The sequence below is a fragment of the Roseateles hydrophilus genome (genome assembly GCF_026712245.1).
Taxonomy (GTDB): Bacteria; Pseudomonadota; Gammaproteobacteria; order Burkholderiales; family Burkholderiaceae_C; genus Pelomonas; species Pelomonas hydrophilus.
The window spans coordinates 1,075,644-1,092,757 of the sequence record NZ_JAPPUY010000001.1 but is presented as its reverse complement, the minus strand read 5'-3'; the positions used below and the strand labels follow the sequence as shown (position 1 = coordinate 1,092,757).

Sequence of the window (17,114 nt, the reverse complement as noted above, 5' to 3'; positions counted from 1 at the left end):
GGCCGCCGTGATCCCTGTTTCCCGCTCTCCCTTCCGTCTTGCGCTCTGGACCCTGGTCGGCCTGTCGGCCCTGGTCTCGCTGCTGCTGCTCATCGTCACGCTGGCGCTGCCGGGGTGGATCGCGGGCCGCGGTGTGGCGCTGGCCAGCGAGGCGCTGGGCCGGCCCGTGCACATCGAGCAGGCGCACTTCCAGCCCTGGCGATTGGCCGTGGTGCTGGACGGCCTGCAGATCGACGCCGCCACACCGGGCCAGTCGCCGCTGCTCACGCTCGCCCGGCTGGACGCGGCGCTGTCGCTGCGTTCGCTGCTGCGCGGCCATGTCGTCATCGAATCGCTGGCGCTGGACCAGCCGGTGCTGCGCGTCGCCCGACTGGCCGAGGGGCGCTACGACATCGACGATCTGCTGCAGCGCTTCGCCCCCAAGCCCGGCGCGCCGGCAAGCGAAGACACCGAGTTCGCCGTCTACAACATCGAGCTCAGCGACGGCCGGGTTCTGTTTGACGACCGGCCCGTGCAGCGCCGACACGAGCTTGCCCAACTGCGGCTGGCGCTGCCCTTCGTGTCGACGCTGGAGGCGGACGTGAAGGTCCAGGTGCAGCCCCAGCTGAGCGGCCGTCTGGACGGCGTCGCCTTCGACAGCCGCGCCGAGGCGCTGCCGTTTGAAGACGACGCCAGCGCGCGCCTGTCCTTCAAGCTGGCGGGGCTGGACCTCGCGCCGCTGGCGGCTTACCTGCCGGCCGGCCTGCCACTGCGCCTCGCAGCTGGCCGGCTCGACCTCGATCTGACGCTGGATTTCGCCGAACGCACCGGCAAGCCGCCCAACGTCAAGCTCAGCGGCGACGTGCAGTTGCACGAGTTGGCGCTGACGCAGCCGGACGGTCAGCCGCTGCTGGACCTGAAACGTCTGCGGCTGCCGCTGACCGATGTGCAGCCGCTGCAACGCCGGTTGGGCTTCGGGCAGGTGGTGCTGGCGTCGCCCCACGCCTGGCTGCGCCCGCTGCCGAGCCCCACGCCCGCCGGTGCCGGCGCTGGCGCGCCGTGGACGCTGTCCGCAGCCGGGCTGCAGCTCAGCGACGGCCGCTTCACGGCGGGCGAGGTGGCGCTGTCGGCGATCGAGCTCAAGGTCGGTCCGGCCACCTGGCCCCTGAAGCAGCCCGTGTCGCTGGACGCCAGCCTGCGCATGGACGGCGCCACGCTGAGCGCCCAGGCCCGCTTGTCGCCCCAGATGCTGGAGGCGAACGCCGCCTTGCAGGACCTGGCCGTGCAACAGCTGGCAGCCTGGCTGCCGCTGCCCGGCGGCGCCAGGCTCGAGGCCGGCGTGTCCGGCCAGGTGACGCTGCGCGTGGAGAAACCGCTGGCGGCCGCGGCCGCCGACCGTGCGCGCCTGGTGCTGCGCGACTGGCGGATTGCCGACGCCCGGCTCACGCTCGCCGGCAGGCCGGTGCTGACGCTGGCCGGTGCGCGCCTGGATCAGGCCGAGCTCGACCTGGGCCAACGCCAGCTGCGCGCCGGTACGCTCAAGCTGGACGCCCCGCGTGCGCAACTGGCCCGTGATGCAGAGGGCCGCATCGACCTGCTGGCGCTGCGGATCCCTGAGACCGCCGAGCCCGCCGCATCAGTCCCTGCGCCCGGCCCGGCCTGGGCGCTGCGGCTCGCTGGTCTGCAGGTTGAGCGGGGCGCGCTGCGCTGGCGTGACGCGGCCGTGCCGGCCGGCGTGGCGCCGGTGGCCGTGGCGGTGGAGCCGCTGAACCTGCAGCTCGGCGCACTGACTTGGCCTGCCACCGCGCCCGTTCAGGCGCAACTCAGCGTTCAACTGGCCGCGCTGGGCGCCAATGACCGGCCCGTGGCGGCGAGCGCCGGCAGCCTGCGCTGGCAGGGCCGGCTGGGCCTCGCGCCGCTGTCTGCCGCCGGGCGCCTGCAGGCCCAGGCGCTGCCGCTGCGCCTGCTGGACGCCTACCTAGACCCCGCCTGGGGCGTGCAGATCGAGCGCGCCGAGCTGGGTTTTGCCACCGAACTGCAGGCGACGCAGCAGCCCGATGGCGCCTGGCAGGCCGCGCTGACCGGCGACATGCGCATCGGCCCGCTGGCGCTGGCGCAGACGCGGCTCATCGACGGCCGGCGGGTCACCGGCGAGGATTTGCTGAGCTGGCAGGTGCTGCAGCTGGAGGGCCTGCGGCTGGCGCTGGCGCCCGGCGCGCCGCCGCGGCTGGCGGTGCGTGATGCCCAGCTGGACGACGCCTACGCCCGCCTCATCGTCGACGAGGCGGGGCGCTTCAACCTGCGCGACCTCGGCCCGGCCCGAGCGGCTTCGGCGCCCGCTGTCGCCGCCACGCCTGCCGCCTCGGCAGCGCCGCCCGAGGTTGCCATCGAGCGCATCCGCGTCCAGCGTGGCGCCGTGGACTTCAACGACCGCTTCGTGAAGCCCAACTTCAGCGCCCGGCTGACCGAGCTGCAGGGATCGCTCGGTGCGTTCTCGACGGCCGCCGCCGCCATGGCGCCGTTGAGCGTGCGCGGCAAGGTCGCCGGCACCGGCCTGCTGGAGATCGACGGTCAGCTCAGGCCCGGCAGCCCGCCGGCGCTGGACATCCGGGCCAACGCGAGCGACATCGAACTTGCGCCGCTGTCCACCTACGCGGGCAAGTACGCCGGCCATGCCATCGAGCGCGGCAAGCTGTCGGCGCGGCTGGCCTACCAGGTCGATACAAGCGGCCAGCTCGTGGCCAGCAACCAGATCATGCTGAACCAGCTGACCTTCGGCGAGCGCGTGGAAAGCCCGGACGCGACCTCGTTGCCGGTGCGCTTCGCCCTGGCCCTGCTGAAGGACGGCAACGGCGTCATCGACCTCAACCTGCCCGTCAGCGGCTCGCTGAACGACCCGGAATTCAGCATCGGTGGCCTGGTCTGGAAGCTGTTCCTGAACCTGACGGCCAAGGCGCTGACCTCGCCGTTCTCGCTGTTCACCGGCAGCGACGCGCCCGAGCAAGCGCTGGTCGCCTTCGCGCCGGGCGGCACCCTGCTGAGCAGCACCGATCAGCTGGACCGCATCGCCCGGCTGCTGACCGACAAGCCCGGCGTGCAGCTCACGCTGACCGGCTGGGCCGATGCCGAGAGCGAGATTCCCGCGCTGCGCGAGCAGCGGCTGGCTGCCGCGCTGAAGGCCGAGAACGCCGCCACGCCCGAGGCTGCGCTCAAGCGCCTGTACACCGCCACGCCGCTGCCCAACAAGCCGCGCAACCTGCTGGGCCTGGCCCAGGACCTGCCACCCGCGCAGATGCGCGGCCTGCTGATGGCCAGCTACGCGGTGGACGACGAGGCGCTGCGCCAGCTGGCCGTCGCCCGCGCCGTGGCCGTGCGGGACGCGCTGCTCGCCCGTGGCGCGCCCAACGCCCGCGTCTTCCTCGGCGCGCCCAAGCTCTGTGACGGGGCTTGCGCGACCGGCTGGCGCCCCCATGTCGAGCTGTCGCTCGCAGCCCACTGAAAGGCAACACATGACTCTCGAACGCATCACACTGGCTGGCGGTTGTTTCTGGTGCCTGGAGGCCGTCTACGAGCAGGTGCGCGGCGTGCACCGCGTGGAGAGCGGCTACAGCAATGGCGCCCATCCCAGCCCGAACTACGAGCAGGTCTGCAGCGGCACCACTGGCCATGCCGAGGTCGTGCGGCTGGATTTCGATCCCGCCGTCGTGTCGCTGCGCGAGCTGCTGGAGGTGTTCTTCACCATCCACGACCCGACGACGCTGAACCGCCAGGGCGCCGATGTCGGCACGCAGTACCGCTCGGCCATCTACTGGCATACCGAGGCGCAGCGTGCGCTGGCGGCCGAGCTCATCCGCGAGGCCAATGAGCACCACGACGGCCGCGTCGTCACCGAACTGCAGCCCGAAACCAACTACCACCCGGCCGAGGCCTACCACCAGCATTACTACGCCCGCCACCCGGAGCAGGGCTACTGCGCCTTCGTCGTCGCCGGCAAGGTGGACAAGTTCCTCGCCAGCTTCAAGCGCCTCGTCAAATGATGCTGGCCTGGGGCGGGCTGCGCCACCGCTATGCCGGCGGCGCCGAGGTGGCGTACGCGGACTTCCTGCTGCCCGCCGGGCGCCACCTGCTGCTGCGCGGGGCGTCAGGCTCAGGCAAGTCCACGCTGTTGGCGCTGCTGGCCGGCCTGTTGCGCGTGCAGCACGGGCTGCTCAGCGTGGCGGGCACCGAGCTGCAGTCCATGAGCCCGCGCGCGCTGGACGCCTGGCGCGGCGCGACGCTGGGCGTCGTGCCGCAACGCCTGCACTTGAGCGACGCGCTGTCCGTGGCCGAGAACCTAGCGCTGCCCGCATTGGCGGCCGGGCAGGGCGCCGACACGGCGCGCGCGGCCGAACTGCTCGCTGCGCTCGACCTCGCCGACCTCGCCGGCCGCCGCCCGCACCAGCTCAGCGTGGGCCAGGCCCAGCGTGTGGCGCTGGCGCGCGCCCTGATGCGCCGGCCTCGGCTGCTGCTGGCTGACGAGCCCAGCGCCAGCCTGGACGATGAACATGCGCTGCACATGCTGGCGCTGCTGCTCACCACCGCCGAACGGGAGGGCTGCACGCTGATCATCGCCAGCCATGACGGCCGCGTCATTGACGCGCTGGGCGATCGCGATGACGTGACCGAGCTGGTGTTGCCCGGCCGCACGCTGGGCGGGCAGCTGACCGGCGGCTCATCAGACCGCACGACGCTCTGGGCCAGCGGGGTGACGCGATGATGCGGCTGGCCTGGCGCTATCTCTGGTCCAGCCCGCTGACGACGGCGCTGAACCTGCTGCTGCTGACGTTGGGCCTCGCGGCCGTGACCTTTGTGCTGCGCGCCAGCGCCCAGGTGGAAGCCGGGCTGCGGCGTGACTTGGCCGGCATCGACCTCGTCGTCGGCGCCAAGGGCAGCCCCATGCAGATCATGCTGGCAGGCGTGTTCCACCTCGATGCGCCCACCGGCAACATCCCGCTGGCCACGCTGGAGCTGCTGAAGCGCCAGCCGCTGGTGGGCCAGGTGGTGCCGCTGTCGCTGGGTGATTCGTTCCGCGGCTTTCGCATCGTTGGCACCACGCACGACTACCTCGGTCTGTACGGCGCCAAGCTCGGTCAGGGCACGCTGTGGGCCCAACCCATGCAGGCCGTGCTGGGCGCCGAGGTGGCGCGCGCGAGCGGCATGAAGCCGGGCGACCGCTTCGCCGGCAGCCACGGCCTGGCCGGTGGCGACGCCCACGGGGAGCATCAGTTCGAGGTCGTCGGCGTGCTGGCCGACTCGGGCAGCGTGCTGGACCGTCTCGTGCTGACTGACCTGGCCTCGGTCTGGGAGGTGCACGCCGAGCACCACGATGACGCGCACGACGGCCACGACGCGCATCACGCGGAGGACGAGGCGCGCGAGATCACGCTCGCGCTGGTGCGCTACCGCAGCCCGCTGGGCGCTGCCATGCTGCCGCGCTGGGTCAATGCGCAGCAGGGCCTGCAGTCTGCCGCGCCCGCGCTGGAGACGGCCCGGCTGATGCGGCTGGTGGGGGCGGGCACCGAGGTGCTGCGCGGCTTCGGCATCGTGCTGCTGATCGCAGCGGGTCTGTCGGTCTGGGTGGCGCTGCTGCACGCGGTGCGCGCCCGCCAGGGCGACCTCGCCATGCTGCGCATGCTCGGAGCGCCGGCCCGGCGCGTCGCCGCGCTCATCGCGCTGGAGGCGCTGCTGCTGGCCGCACTGGCGACCGTGCTCGGGTTGGCGGCGGGGCACGGTCTCGTCGCCGCGCTGGAGCACCTGCTGGCCGAGCGGCAGTCGCTGCGCCTGGGCCCGCTGGGCCTCAGCGAGGCGGAATGGCTGGTGCCGCTGCTGGCCGGCGGCCTGGCGCTGTTGGCGGCGGCGTGGCCGGCCTGGCGGGCCTACCGGCTGGATGTGACCACGCTGCTGCAGGCGCCCCGCTGAACATCGACAATTGGCGCCATGAAGTTCAAGACCGTCCTCGCCCTCTGCCTGGCTGCCTCGGCCGCCGCCGCGATCGCCCAGACCCCGCCCGTCATGGGCCAGGGCCCCGGCTATCACGACCCGCGCAGCCCCTTCAAGCCGCTGGAGGAGCGCGCCGACATCGTGTCGTGGAAGCTGCTGTCCCAGGTGACGGCGCGGGCGGAAAAGAAGAAGCTGGTGCCAACCTTTCCGGCGGCCGTGCAGGCGCTGGACCGCAAGACGGTCAGGGTGCAAGGCTTCATGACGCCGCTGGAGGCGGGCGACAAGCAGCAGCACTTCCTGCTGTCGTCGGTGCCGACGAGTTGCTCCTTCTGCGTGCCCGCCGGCCCGGAGGGCATGGTGGAGGTGCGCACCAAGAAGCCGGTGCGCTACACGCTGGAGCCGGTCGTCGTCGAGGGCACGCTGGCCGTGCTGACCGACGACCCCTATGGCCTGTACTACCGCGTGGAAGACGGCCTGGCCGTCAACTGATCAGGGCGCGAGCCGGTCGCGGCGCCAGGCAGCGCCGTCCAACGTGAACGCCAGCCGGTCGTGCAGGCGCGAGCGGCGTCCCTGCCAGAACTCATAGCGGTCCGGCACCAGGCGGTAGCCGCCCCAGTGCGGCGGGCGCTCCGGGTTGAGCCCGTGCTCGACGGCGGCCTTGGCCGCGTTGGCCACCAGCACGGCGCGCGAGCTGATGATGCGGCTTTGCGGCGAGGCCCAGGCGCCCAGCCGCGAGTCCAGCGGACGGCTCTTGAAATAGTCGTCCGATTCCTGTGCCGATGTCTTCTCGACCCGGCCCTCGATGCGCACGACCCGCTCCATCTCCACCCAGTGGAACTGGAGCGCCGCGAACGGGTTGCCCGCTAACTCCTCACCTTTGCGGCTGTCGTAGTTCGTGAACCAGACCATGCCACGCGCATCGCAGCCCTTGAGCAGCACCACGCGCGTGGACGGCCGGCCGCTCGCGGCCACGGTTGCCACGGTCATCGCGGTGGGCTCGGACACATCGTGTGCGATGGCCTCGTCCATCCAGCGATTGAACAGTGCCAGCGGGCCATCGGCGGCCTCGGCCTCGTCAAGCGCCCCGAGTTCGTAGCTCTTTCGGAAATCACTGAGTTTGCTCATAGGTCGAAGTATGCAGACCTTCCCTTAGGTAGACGTCCCAGTTGGTCAAGATCCGGTGCGACCGGCATGCTCGCGGCACTGCAGCAAAGGATTCACTCCCGATGATGAAACGACGCCCCGCCGTCGTCGTGCTCGCAGCAGGACGTGGCTCACGCTTTCGCGGTCCGGGACACAAGCTGGAACAACGGCTCGGCGCAGCGCCGGGCGCGGACACCTTGCTGACCCGCACATTGCGTCACGCCATTGCCACGCAGTTGCCCGTGGTCGTCGTGACCACCGCCGCATTCGCGCCGACGGCCCATCGGTTCGTGGCGGCACGCGATGTCGTGACCTTGCCCGAACGTGATGCCGCTGGCCGGCCGCAGCCCATTGGCATGGGGCATTCCATCGTCGCGGGCGTCAGCGCCTCGGGTGACGCCGACGGCTGGCTCATCCTGCCGGCCGACATGCCGCTGGTGCAACCGGCCACCATGCTGGCCGTCGCGCAAGGCCTGGACCGCTACCCCGTCTGCTTTGCGCAGTACCGCGGCATCCAGGGGCATCCGGTGGGGTTCGGCACCGAGCTCTACTCGGAGCTGATGGCCCTGCACGGCGACGAGGGCGCCCGGCGCATCGTCGCCCGCTACGCTGCCCAACCCGTGCCGGTCGACGACCCCGGTGTGCACATCGACGTGGATACCGCCGAGGACCTCGCGCGCCTGCTGGGCTGAGTCACAACGGCGCGCACAGCCCATGGCGCGCGGCCAGGTGGGCCTGACGCTCCAGCTCCATGTCCCGGATGCCATGCTCGCGCAACCCCTGGACGGTGCGCAGCAGGTAATCCAGCGTCGTGCCGTAGCGCCCACGGGCGTGGCGAAAGATGTGCAGCAACTCGGGCTCGTGCAGCGGGCCGGTCCAGTTCGGGCTCTGGCGCGACAGCGTGAAGGCCAGCGCGCGCAAGCGCCCCGCGTCGGTGTCGCAGTTCAACCAGCGTGGCTCGTAGACGCCATTGGGCATCTCGCGCGCCCACAGTCGCGGCAGCACGGCCTCACCGGCCTCGCGCGGAATGCGGTACACCAGCCCGCGGCAGCTGCCGCCGGACAGCAAGGCCAGCACCAAGCCTGGCTCCTGCGGCGAGCCCCGGTTCACGCGGGAGCGCATGCGCAATACACGGTGAAAGCCCAACACGCGGGCGGGCAGGGCGTGTGTGAAGTCAAACTCGGGCCGCCAGATCAGCGAGCCATAGGCGAACAGCAGCAGGTCGTCGCCGCTGGCGCGCCATTCGGCGGTCGTGCGCTGCAGCAGGTGTTGGCTGCGTTCGGGGCCGTGGGGAATGTGGAGTGCCTTTGACGCCATGGCCCGCGATCTTGGCACGGCACGATGCGGGCGGTACCCAGCCCGTAACCCGCAAACCTGCGCGGGCAAGTAATATGGTTACCTAAATTCTCAACGTCCGGTTACGAACGCCGAGACGCCAGGAGACCAGAGATGAACACCACCCTGAACGAAGTCACCGCCCGCATCCGCGAGCGCAGCGCCAAGCTGCGCGGTGACTACCTTGCCCGCATCGCCCAGATGAACAACCGGCAGCGCGGTTTCGAACGCATGGGCTGCGCCAACGTCGCACACGCCGTGGCCGCGCTGCCGGCCAATGACAAGCTGCGCATCGTCGCCGAGAAGGCGCCGCACCTGGGCGTCGTCACGGCCTACAACGACATGCTGTCGGCCCACCAGCCCTACGAGGACTACCCGGCGCAGATCCGCGCCGAGGCGCACCGCCTGGGCGCCACCGTGCAGGTGGCCGGCGGCGTGCCGGCCATGTGCGACGGCGTCACGCAGGGCCTGCCTGGCATGGAGCTGAGCTTGTTCTCGCGCGACACCATTGCGATGAGCACGGCCATCGCGCTGACGCACGATGTATTCGACGCTGCGCTGCTGCTGGGCATCTGCGACAAGATCGTGCCAGGCCTGCTGATCGGCGCGCTGCACTTCGGCCACCTGCCCACCGTCTTCGTGCCGGCCGGCCCGATGGGAACGGGCATCTCCAACAGTGAAAAAGCCAAGGTGCGCGAGCTGTACGCGCAGGGCAAGGTCGGCCGCGACGAGCTGCTGAAGAGCGAGTCTGCCGCCTACCACGGCGCCGGCACCTGCACCTTCTACGGCACCGCCAACAGCAATCAGATGCTGCTGGAAGCCATGGGCCTGCACGTGCCCGGCAGCGCCTTCGTGCACCCGCACGACGACCTGCGCACGGCACTGACGCGCGAGGCCGTCGCGACGGCGCTGAATATCTCCGGCCGCGTGGCCGGCAAGGCTGCCAAGCCCATCGGCCACGTCGTCGACGAGCGCTGCATCGTCAACGCGATGGTGGCGCTGCTGGCCACCGGCGGCTCGACCAACCACCTGATCCACTGGGTCGCCGTCGCGCGCTCGGCCGGCATCCTGATCAACTGGACGGACTTCTCCGACCTGTCCGGCGTCGTGCCGCTGCTGGCCCGCGTCTACCCCAATGGCAGCGCCGACGTGAACCAGTTCCAGGCCGCGGGCGGCCCCAGCTTCGTCATCCGTGAGCTGCTGGACGCCGGCCTCATGCATGAGGACGTGCTTAGCGTGGGCGGCGACAACCTGCGGCCCTACACCACCGTGCCGCGCGCGGTGGGGCAGGGCGGCGAGGTGGTGCGCGAGGCGCTGCCGGCCGCGCCCATCGACGACAGCGTCGTGCGCACCGCAAGCGCGCCGTTCAGCGCCACGGGCGGCCTGAAGCTGCTGGACGGCAACCTGGGCCGCGCCGTCATCAAGTCGTCCGCCGTGCCGGAGGACCGCCACACGATTGAGGCGCCCTGCCGCATCTTCACGACGCAGGAGGCCATGCTGGCCGCGTTCAAGAACGGCGAGTTGGAGAAGGACGTCGTTGTCGTCGTGCGCTTCCAGGGCCCGCACGCCAACGGCATGCCCGAGCTGCACAAGCTGACGCCGCCACTGGCCGTGCTGCAGGGCAAGGGCTTCCGCGTCGCGCTGGTCACCGACGGGCGCATGAGCGGCGCGTCGGGCAAGGTGCCCGCGGCCATCCATGTCAGCCCCGAGGCGCTGGCCGGCGGCCCGCTGGCCAAGCTGCGTGACGGCGACGTCGTGCGCGTCTGCGCCGTGAACGGTGTGCTGGCCGCGCTGGTCGACGAGGCGGAATGGGCGGCACGCGAAAGCGTCACGCTCAACCCCGCCGAAGCCGACGTCAACGCACACGGCCTGGGCCGCGAACTCTTCGCAGGTCTGCGACGCAACGTGCTGAGTGCCGAAGAGGGCGCTGTCACCTGGTTATGAACAATTGCGTGCCAGACCGCCCGAGCGAAGCGACTGGCTCTGGCACATCTGATGACCTGAGTGCCAGACCGTCCGAGCGAAGCGAGTAGCTCTGGCACCACTGACTAAAGAAAATGCTTGAAACCCTGAGCCTGGCCAGCCACGGCCCCGTCATCCCCGTCATCGTCATCCAGCGCCTGGAAGACGCCGTGCCGCTCGCCGAAGCTCTGGTGGCCGGCGGCGTCAAGGTGCTCGAAGTGACCTTGCGCACGCCTGTCGCGCTGCAGGCCATGGAAGCCATGGCCAAGGTGCCCGGCGCAATCGTCGGCGCCGGCACGCTGCGCACGCCGCAGGACGTTACCAACGCGAAGAACGCCGGTTGCGTGTTCGGCGTCAGCCCCGGCTACACCGACGCGCTGGCCGCTGCCTGCAAGGCCGAGGGGCTGCCCCTGCTGCCAGGCGTCTCCACCGCGTCGGAAGTGATGCAGGCCAACGCGGCCGGCTTCAATTTCCTGAAGCTGTTCCCGGCCACGGCGGTGGGCGGCGTGAACCTGCTGAAGGCGCTGGCCGGCCCGTTCCCTGACGTGGCCTTCTGCCCCACCGGCGGCATCTCGCTGCAGACGGCGCCGGACTTCCTGAAGCTGTCCAACGTCAAGGTCTGCGGCGGTTCGTGGCTGACGCCGCAGGACGCCATCGACGCCAAGGACTGGGGCCGCATCACGCGCCTGGCCGCCGAGGCGGCCGCCCTGCGCGGCGCCTGAACGCGCGGCGCGGCCTCAGTCGCCGCGCCTGTCGAACACCAGGCAGGTGGTGCTGGCGTGGGCGTACAGCCGCCCGTCGTGGCCCACCAGCTCGGCCTCCGCCGTCATCACCTGGCGGCCGCGGTGCACCACGCGCCCGATCGCACGCACCAGCGGGACCTGCGCTGTCAGCGCGCGCACCAGGTTCACCTTGAACTCCAGCGTCGTGTAGGCGCGCCCCGGTGGCAGCGTCGTGTGCACAGCGCAGCCCAGCGCTGAGTCCAGCAGCGTTGCGAACCAGCCGCCATGCACGCTGCCCAGCGGGTTGTAGTGCTTTTCCTGCGGCCGCCCCTGGAACACGGCCTCGCCGTCGGCGACCGAGATCAGCATGAAATCCAGCGTCTCGCCGATGGGCGCGCGCGGCGCGAGGCCGTCCAGCATGGCCTGCATCTGCTGCAGCCCAGTCTTGCCGGCCAGCAGCTCGGGAGAGGCCACACCGGCCTGGGGCGTCAGTCGGGCGCGCACGGCGGCTTCTTCGCCGCGCCAGCGGGCGAGAGTGTCGTCAGGGTCGCGGGTGGGGAACATGTGGGCAGCTCCACGGTGGAGCTGCCGATTCTGCGCAGCGCTGCCCGAGCCGCGTGTCACCTCGGTTCAGGCGGCCAATCGCATAGGCGCAGCCGCGCCGACAGGCACGCGGCGCTGCGGGGCGCTTTGGCGCAATTCGTCCAGCACAGCCCCCTGCCAGGGCAGCAGATAGACCAGCGTGGCCAGCGTCGCCCGGCGCCGCGATGAGAGCAACGGCCGGCCGCACTCGTCCAGCAGCAGCACGTTGGAGCGCACGTTCAGCGGATCAGCCTGCACCACGGTGCCTTCGTCCATCTCGACCCAGTTCCATTCCACCCAGGCCAGCATGTCCGCGTAACGGCGCTCCCAGCGCGTGGTGCCACTCAGAAAGGGGGCGCTATCGCCGGAGCGGGTGATGCGGGTCTGCGCATGGCGCACGTCCTGGGCAGCACTGGAAAGCGCGGCCACGGGCCAGCAGACACTGCCTTCCGGCAGGCGGATCAGGGATGACATGGTCAGCACCTCGCGGTCGTGTGATTCGAACGGGAGGCAGTCTCGTTTTCCGACGGGGGGCACAACAAGCTGGCAGACTTGTCAGGTATGGCAGCCCCGGAAATGAACTATCAGCAACTGATCGACGTCGGCATGAGCGAGGACTTCGAGAGCTTCGAGCGTCGGCTGGTGGCGACGGCGGATGCGATGGGGTTTCCGTTGATCTCGGGCGGACTGATGCGCGGGTCGCTGAGGGAATCAGGGGTGCAAGGGCGGAGTTTCGGCAATCGCCCTGATGCCTATGTGGAGTCGCACAACGACATCGACGATGCATTGCGTGATCCGGTGCTTGAGCAACTGATGGCTCAATCGGTTCCGGTGGTTTACACGCAGCGAACGTATGTGGACGCCGGCGTTGGCGAACTGTGGGAAGTGCAAGCGCCCTACGGTTACAAGACAGGCATTGGCGTCAAGCTGCACCTGCCGGGTGACAAGCTCTTCCTACTTGGCGTAGATCGCGATGAGGCATTGCCAGAACCCGGCACGGGGCTGATGCAAATGATGGCAGGCCTGCAATTACTCGCCACTCACGCAATGGTTGCCGCAGACCGCTTACTCGGTCCAGCTATCGATGCTGCCGACATACCAAAGCTCACCAAGCGCGAAATGGACGTCTTGAGCTGGACGGCGCAGGGAAAGACGGCCTGGGAGGTCAGCGTGATCCTGACGATGAGCGAAAAGACCGTGAACTTCCATTTGGGCAATGTCATGCGCAAGCTGGAAGTCAACTCGAAGCACCAGGCAGTCATCAAATGCATGGCGGCCGGCATTCTTTGAAACAGGCAACCTAGCAGACCTTCCAGGTTTCTAGGGGGATGAAAAAAGGGACAGTCCGGGTTAGCGAATTCACGCACGAACCCAGGAGTTCCCCATGAGCCTCATCGACGTCATTCTCGAAGTTTTCGGCCTCCCCCGCACCGGCTTCTGAGCCGAGGGGAGCGCGGGCTGCTATCGGCCACTCGAATACGCCGGCTGGTCATGGCTTGTTGCCAACAAGCGATCAGCGTACCGTTGACCACACCGTGTCCATCTCCGCCGAAACCTACTCTCGACTTCTGAGCCTTGCAGATCAAGCGCCACTCGAGTGTCTGCCGTTGTCGGCACGCACACTGGCTTGCGCCAAGACGCTGGGCTACAACCAGATTGGCCAGATTCGCAGTACGCCGGCCAATCGGCTGGCAGGCGATCTTGGCCCGGAGCGCGCCGAGGAACTTCAGCGCGCGCTCGACGACTTTGGCATGAGGCAGACGGGCACCGCCGCCTGAGGCCCGGCCCGCTGACCACGTTCATGCACGGCCCAGGGCGCTGTAGGCGACCTGGGCTTTTTTTCTGCTGGGGCATGCGAGCATGCGGGCCATGCAAGATCGCCTCATTCCCCTGGATGCCTGGCCGCGACGCGCGGCCCTTGAACATTTCCGCTGCATGCCCCAACCGGCCTTCAGCGTCACCGTGCCGGTGGACGTGACCGGCCTGCGCGAACGCGCGCTTCAGCACGGCGCCACGCCGTGGCTGGCTTACCACCACGCAGCGCTGGAAGCGGCGAACAGCGTGCCGGCCATGCGCCAGACGCTGCTGCCAGCCGACCAGGGCGTCCGCGAGTTCGGTGCCGTACACGCCAGCACGACGGTGCTGCGCAGTGATGGCAGTTTCGGTTTCGTCACCCTGGTTCGAGATGCATCGCTGGCAGCGTTTGCCGCGCGGTCGAAACCGCTTGTCGAGCGCGTGCGGCAGGCAAGCGGCAGCCTGTCAGCCGCTGACGACCCCGGCGGCACCGATCCGCTGGCCACCGTGCACATGACGGCGCTGCCGTGGTTTGCCTTCACCGCCTTCACGCACGCGCGCGGGCAGGGCGACGACCGGCCCAAGCTTGCTTTCGGCCGATTCAAGGAAGAGGGCGCTCGGTTGCTGATGCCGGTCGCTGTGGACGTTCACCACGCGCTTTGCGATGGCGTGCATGTGGGCCGCTTTTTCGAGCAGTTGCAGGCCAAGCTCGACGCCATCTGACACGCTGCCTTGCCAGTCGAGCGTTGCTACTGGGGCGAGCTGTCCGGAGCAGCTCAGTCCGCCAGGGTCACGATGACCGGCGCGTGATCGCTGGGTCGCTCGTTGCGGCGCGGCTGCTTGTCGATCTCGCAGGCCGTCACGCGCTGCTTCAACGCCTCGCTGACGAGGATGTGATCGATGCGCAGGCCCTGGTTCTTGCGGAACGCCAGGTTGCGGTAGTCCCACCAGCTCCAGCTCTTGGGCGCCTGCTCGAACAGGCGGAAAGCGTCGGTCAGGCCCAGGTTCAGCAGCGCCTGGAAATGCGCGCGCTCCTCGGTGGTGCAGTGGATCTGGCCAGCCCAGGCCACCGGATCGTAGACATCCTGGTCTTCCGGGGCGATGTTGAAGTCGCCCATCAGCACCAGTTGCTCGTGCGCGCGCAGTTCATCGGCCAGCCAGCGGCGCAGCCCGTCCAGCCAGTTCATCTTGTACGCAAACTTGTCACTGCCCGGCGCCTGGCCGTTGGGGAAGTAACCGCCAATGACGCGCACGCCGCCCACCGTGCCGGCAATGACGCGGGCCTGCTCGTCGGGCAGCCCAGGGATGTTCTTGACGACGTTCTCGGCGCGCTCACGGGTGATCAACGCAACGCCGTTGTAGGTTTTCTGACCGAACCACTGCACCTGGTAGCCGGCTTCGCCGATTTCCATCGTGGGGAACTTGTCGTCGGTGAGTTTGGTCTCTTGCAACACGAGCGCATCGACAGGATGCGCGGCCAGCCAGTCCAGCAACTGCGGCAGACGGACGGCGAGTGAATTGACGTTCCAGGTCGCGAACTTTTTCATCATGGCATCGTAGCGGCGCAGCTATGCATGCAAAGCTGACAATGTGCATTATGTCAATCATAAGAGCGCAGCGGCCGGGTGCGGTGATGGCACCGACCGAGAACAAGCGCCGCAACCACTACGATGCCGCCCCTGTGAGCATGGGATGTTGTTGATGCAGGACGATGAAATGGCCAAGGGGCGCATATGGGCGTGAAGCTGCTCGTGGGCCTGGTGTGGCTGCTGAGCTGGCTGCCGTTTCGGGCCGTGTCGGCACTGGGCTGGCTGATCGGCAGCCTGATCCACGCGTTGCCGTCATCGCGCCGCCGGATCGGCCGCGTGAACCTGCGGCTGTGCCTGCCCGACATGCCGGCCACCGAGCGCGAGCGCCTGCTGCGCCGGCACTTCGTGGCCATGGTGCAGATGCTGCTGGAGTACGGCTACTGCTGGTTTGCGTCGCCTGAGCGGCTCAAGCGCCTGATGCGCATCGAGGGGCTGGAGCACCTGCGCGCGCTGGAAGGCCGCAATGTCATTTTGATGATGCCGCACTTCACCGGGCTGGACCTAGCCGGCCTGCGCATCTCGCTGGAGACGCACGTGGTGAGCATCTACTCGGTGCAGAAGAATCCGTGGCTGGACGCCTTCTTCCGCGCCAAGCGCATGCGCTTCGGCACCGGCACCATCTTCTCGCGCCAGCAAGGCACGCGGCCCACGCTGCGCGCGCTGAAGGACGGCGGGCGGCTGTACTACCTGCCGGACCAGGACTTCGGCGCCCGCGACTCGGTGTTCGTGCCCTTCTTCGGCGTGCCGGCCGCCACCATCACCGGGGTATCGCGCATGGCCAGCATGGCGGACGCCGTGGTGCTGCCCTGCTACCCACGCCGCGAGGCAGGCGGCTACACGCTGGTCATCGAGCCGCCGCTGCAGGACTTCCCCACGCGCGACCTCACGGCCGACGCTGCCCGCATGAACGCCGTCATCGAGGCACAGGCGCGTCGACAATTGCATCAGTACTTCTGGCTCCACAAGCGTTTCAAGTCCCGCCCGCCCGGCGAGCCGGACTTCTATGCCCATGACTGACCTTCCCTATTTCAAGATCGCCATCGTGGCGGTGTTCGTCGCGAGCACTGTCTACGTGCACTTCCGTGGCCGCGTGCGCCTGAAGTTCTTCCGCCAGCTGACGGACCACTCCACGTTCATGGCGCCGATCAACTGCTTCATGTACCTGTTCTCGAAGCTGCCGGCCAAGCCCTACCTGCCCGTGGCGGGCTTCCCGGAGCTGCAGCTGCTGCAGGACCACTGGCAGGACATTCGCGCCGAGGCCTACAAGCTGGCTGCGGCCGGCCAGATCAAGAAAAGCGACAAGTACAACGACGCCGGCTTCAACAGCTTCTTCAAGACAGGCTGGACGCGCTTTCACCTGAAGTGGTACGGCGACGCCCACGCGTCGGCCAAGGCGCTATGCCCGGTGACGACCGAGCTGCTGCAGCGCATTCCGACGGTGAAGGCCGCGATGTTCGCCGCACTCCCGCCCGGCGGCCGCCTGGTGACGCACCGCGACCCCTTCGCCGGCTCGGTGCGCTACCACCTGGGCCTGGTCACGCCCAATGCGGACAGCTGCTACATCTCAGTGGACGGCGAGCGCTACGCCTGGCGCGATGGTGAAGGCGTCATCTTTGACGAAACCTACCTGCACTACGCCGAGAACCAGTCGGACCAGATGCGCATCATCCTGTTCTGCGACGTCGAGCGGCCGCTGAACAACCCGCTGGCCCGCTGGGTCAACCGTTTCATCAGCCACACGCTGATCCGCGCGGCCTCGGCTCCCAACGCCGACACCGACAAGACCGGCAGCATCAACAAGGCCTTCGCCTACGTGCAGCAGGTGCGCCTGTTCGGCAAGCGCATCAAGGCGCGCAGCCGCTTCGCCTACTACGCCATCCAGTGGGTGCTCTTCGGTGGCCTGCTGCTGTGGTGGCTGTGGCCCTGAGCGACACCGCGGCACCCGGCTGACGCCCGGGCAAACCCGCCCGTGACGAACGGGCCGGCAAGCCTGGCTTCGCTAGCATCGAAGGTTTTGGTCACCCCAAAC

Annotated in this window: 18 protein-coding genes; 13 read left to right on the top strand and 5 right to left on the bottom strand. The window is 69.1% G+C overall.

Going from position 1 to position 17,114, the window contains the following annotated elements; genetic code table 11:
• Positions 1 to 7: 7 nt before the first annotated feature.
• Genes NYO99_RS04830 through NYO99_RS04810 form a run of 5 tightly spaced genes read left to right on the top strand, consistent with a single transcriptional unit; the run spans position 8 to position 6,447 of the window.
• Positions 8 to 3,478 carry a DUF748 domain-containing protein gene (locus tag NYO99_RS04830; protein WP_268165954.1) on the top strand — a complete coding sequence of 1,157 codons (3,471 nt, stop codon included), beginning with the start codon at positions 8 to 10 and terminating at the stop codon, positions 3,476 to 3,478.
• 10 nt (positions 3,479 to 3,488) lie between these two features.
• Positions 3,489 to 4,016 carry a peptide-methionine (S)-S-oxide reductase MsrA gene (msrA, locus tag NYO99_RS04825; RefSeq protein ID WP_268165953.1) on the top strand — a complete coding sequence of 176 codons (528 nt, stop codon included), beginning with the start codon at positions 3,489 to 3,491 and terminating at the stop codon, positions 4,014 to 4,016.
• Positions 4,013 to 4,735 (top strand): ATP-binding cassette domain-containing protein, encoded by a 723-nt coding sequence (locus NYO99_RS04820; RefSeq protein ID WP_268165952.1) that lies wholly within the window; start codon positions 4,013 to 4,015, stop codon positions 4,733 to 4,735. Before msrA ends, NYO99_RS04820 begins: the two co-directional genes overlap by 4 nt.
• A complete protein-coding gene (locus NYO99_RS04815) occupies positions 4,732 to 5,937 on the top strand; it encodes an FtsX-like permease family protein (protein ID WP_268165951.1) in 1,206 nt (401 codons plus the stop codon). The genes NYO99_RS04820 and NYO99_RS04815 overlap by 4 nt, the downstream gene beginning before the upstream one ends.
• Positions 5,938 to 5,955: 18 nt before the next feature.
• Entirely contained in the window at positions 5,956 to 6,447 is a 492-nt protein-coding gene (locus tag NYO99_RS04810; RefSeq protein ID WP_268165950.1) for a DUF3299 domain-containing protein, read from the top strand.
• Here the strand turns inward: NYO99_RS04810 and pdxH are convergent, their stop codons facing one another.
• A complete protein-coding gene (gene pdxH, locus NYO99_RS04805; protein WP_268165949.1) occupies positions 6,448 to 7,083 on the bottom strand; it encodes a pyridoxamine 5'-phosphate oxidase in 636 nt (211 codons plus the stop codon).
• Between the two features lie 104 nt (positions 7,084 to 7,187).
• Between pdxH and NYO99_RS04800 the strand changes: the two genes are divergently transcribed.
• Complete coding sequence (locus NYO99_RS04800; RefSeq protein ID WP_268165948.1) at positions 7,188 to 7,793, top strand: nucleotidyltransferase family protein; 606 nt, start codon at positions 7,188 to 7,190, stop codon at positions 7,791 to 7,793.
• Position 7,794: 1 nt separating this feature from the next.
• Here NYO99_RS04800 and NYO99_RS04795 read toward each other — a convergent pair whose 3' ends face one another.
• Entirely contained in the window at positions 7,795 to 8,418 is a 624-nt protein-coding gene (locus tag NYO99_RS04795) for a gamma-glutamylcyclotransferase (protein ID WP_268165947.1), read from the bottom strand.
• 132 nt (positions 8,419 to 8,550) lie between these two features.
• On the opposite strand from NYO99_RS04795, the gene edd reads away from it, so the two are divergent.
• On the top strand, positions 8,551 to 10,380 hold the full coding sequence (edd, locus tag NYO99_RS04790; protein WP_268165946.1) for a phosphogluconate dehydratase: 1,830 nt from the start codon (positions 8,551 to 8,553) through the stop codon (positions 10,378 to 10,380).
• Between the two features lie 113 nt (positions 10,381 to 10,493).
• Positions 10,494 to 11,120, top strand: a complete 627-nt coding sequence (eda, locus tag NYO99_RS04785) for a bifunctional 4-hydroxy-2-oxoglutarate aldolase/2-dehydro-3-deoxy-phosphogluconate aldolase (protein ID WP_268165945.1) — start codon at positions 10,494 to 10,496, stop codon at positions 11,118 to 11,120.
• A gap of 15 nt (positions 11,121 to 11,135) precedes the next feature.
• Here eda and NYO99_RS04780 read toward each other — a convergent pair whose 3' ends face one another.
• Complete coding sequence (locus NYO99_RS04780; RefSeq protein ID WP_268165944.1) at positions 11,136 to 11,684, bottom strand: PaaI family thioesterase; 549 nt, start codon at positions 11,682 to 11,684, stop codon at positions 11,136 to 11,138.
• A gap of 66 nt (positions 11,685 to 11,750) precedes the next feature.
• Complete coding sequence (locus NYO99_RS04775; RefSeq protein WP_268165943.1) at positions 11,751 to 12,176, bottom strand: hypothetical protein; 426 nt, start codon at positions 12,174 to 12,176, stop codon at positions 11,751 to 11,753.
• Positions 12,177 to 12,278: 102 nt separating this feature from the next.
• Here NYO99_RS04775 and NYO99_RS04770 point away from each other — a divergent pair, with 102 nt between their 5' ends.
• The 3 genes from NYO99_RS04770 to NYO99_RS04760 all read left to right on the top strand — a co-directional run bounded on the left by NYO99_RS04770 (position 12,279) and on the right by NYO99_RS04760 (position 14,219).
• Positions 12,279 to 12,992, top strand: coding sequence for a helix-turn-helix transcriptional regulator (locus tag NYO99_RS04770; protein WP_268165942.1), 714 nt, complete (start codon positions 12,279 to 12,281; stop codon positions 12,990 to 12,992).
• A gap of 245 nt (positions 12,993 to 13,237) precedes the next feature.
• Positions 13,238 to 13,480 carry a hypothetical protein gene (locus NYO99_RS04765; protein ID WP_268165941.1) on the top strand — a complete coding sequence of 81 codons (243 nt, stop codon included), beginning with the start codon at positions 13,238 to 13,240 and terminating at the stop codon, positions 13,478 to 13,480.
• An 82-nt stretch (positions 13,481 to 13,562) separates the two neighbouring features.
• Positions 13,563 to 14,219, top strand: a complete 657-nt coding sequence (locus NYO99_RS04760; RefSeq protein ID WP_326494819.1) for a CatA-like O-acetyltransferase — start codon at positions 13,563 to 13,565, stop codon at positions 14,217 to 14,219.
• 53 nt (positions 14,220 to 14,272) lie between these two features.
• Here NYO99_RS04760 and xth read toward each other — a convergent pair whose 3' ends face one another.
• Complete coding sequence (gene xth / locus NYO99_RS04755; RefSeq protein ID WP_268165939.1) at positions 14,273 to 15,043, bottom strand: exodeoxyribonuclease III; 771 nt, start codon at positions 15,041 to 15,043, stop codon at positions 14,273 to 14,275.
• A 192-nt stretch (positions 15,044 to 15,235) separates the two neighbouring features.
• Here xth and NYO99_RS04750 point away from each other — a divergent pair, with 192 nt between their 5' ends.
• Both NYO99_RS04750 and NYO99_RS04745 read left to right on the top strand, forming a co-directional pair.
• The gene (locus NYO99_RS04750) at positions 15,236 to 16,102 is read left to right on the top strand and encodes a lysophospholipid acyltransferase family protein (RefSeq protein WP_268165938.1); all 867 of its coding nucleotides are present in this window, start codon (positions 15,236 to 15,238) and stop codon (positions 16,100 to 16,102) included.
• Positions 16,095 to 17,012, top strand: coding sequence for an aspartyl/asparaginyl beta-hydroxylase domain-containing protein (locus tag NYO99_RS04745; protein ID WP_268165937.1), 918 nt, complete (start codon positions 16,095 to 16,097; stop codon positions 17,010 to 17,012). The genes NYO99_RS04750 and NYO99_RS04745 overlap by 8 nt, the downstream gene beginning before the upstream one ends.
• Positions 17,013 to 17,114 lie beyond the last annotated feature (102 nt).

What these genes read in the sequence shown, in the direction of transcription:
- msrA (WP_268165953.1), top strand. Translation starts at nt 3,489, where the DNA reads ATGACTCTCGAACGCATCACACTGGCTGGCGGTTGTTTCTGGTGCCTG.
- NYO99_RS04820 (WP_268165952.1), top strand. Translation starts at nt 4,013, where the DNA reads ATGATGCTGGCCTGGGGCGGGCTGCGCCACCGCTATGCCGGCGGCGCC.
- NYO99_RS04815 (WP_268165951.1), top strand. Translation starts at nt 4,732, where the DNA reads ATGATGCGGCTGGCCTGGCGCTATCTCTGGTCCAGCCCGCTGACGACG.
- NYO99_RS04810 (WP_268165950.1), top strand. Translation starts at nt 5,956, where the DNA reads ATGAAGTTCAAGACCGTCCTCGCCCTCTGCCTGGCTGCCTCGGCCGCC.
- pdxH (WP_268165949.1), bottom strand. Translation starts at nt 7,083, where the DNA reads ATGAGCAAACTCAGTGATTTCCGAAAGAGCTACGAACTCGGGGCGCTT.
- NYO99_RS04800 (WP_268165948.1), top strand. Translation starts at nt 7,188, where the DNA reads ATGAAACGACGCCCCGCCGTCGTCGTGCTCGCAGCAGGACGTGGCTCA.
- NYO99_RS04795 (WP_268165947.1), bottom strand. Translation starts at nt 8,418, where the DNA reads ATGGCGTCAAAGGCACTCCACATTCCCCACGGCCCCGAACGCAGCCAA.
- edd (WP_268165946.1), top strand. Translation starts at nt 8,551, where the DNA reads ATGAACACCACCCTGAACGAAGTCACCGCCCGCATCCGCGAGCGCAGC.
- eda (WP_268165945.1), top strand. Translation starts at nt 10,494, where the DNA reads ATGCTTGAAACCCTGAGCCTGGCCAGCCACGGCCCCGTCATCCCCGTC.
- NYO99_RS04780 (WP_268165944.1), bottom strand. Translation starts at nt 11,684, where the DNA reads ATGTTCCCCACCCGCGACCCTGACGACACTCTCGCCCGCTGGCGCGGC.
- NYO99_RS04775 (WP_268165943.1), bottom strand. Translation starts at nt 12,176, where the DNA reads ATGTCATCCCTGATCCGCCTGCCGGAAGGCAGTGTCTGCTGGCCCGTG.
- NYO99_RS04770 (WP_268165942.1), top strand. Translation starts at nt 12,279, where the DNA reads ATGAACTATCAGCAACTGATCGACGTCGGCATGAGCGAGGACTTCGAG.
- NYO99_RS04760 (WP_326494819.1), top strand. Translation starts at nt 13,563, where the DNA reads ATGCGGGCCATGCAAGATCGCCTCATTCCCCTGGATGCCTGGCCGCGA.
- xth (WP_268165939.1), bottom strand. Translation starts at nt 15,043, where the DNA reads ATGAAAAAGTTCGCGACCTGGAACGTCAATTCACTCGCCGTCCGTCTG.
- NYO99_RS04745 (WP_268165937.1), top strand. Translation starts at nt 16,095, where the DNA reads ATGACTGACCTTCCCTATTTCAAGATCGCCATCGTGGCGGTGTTCGTC.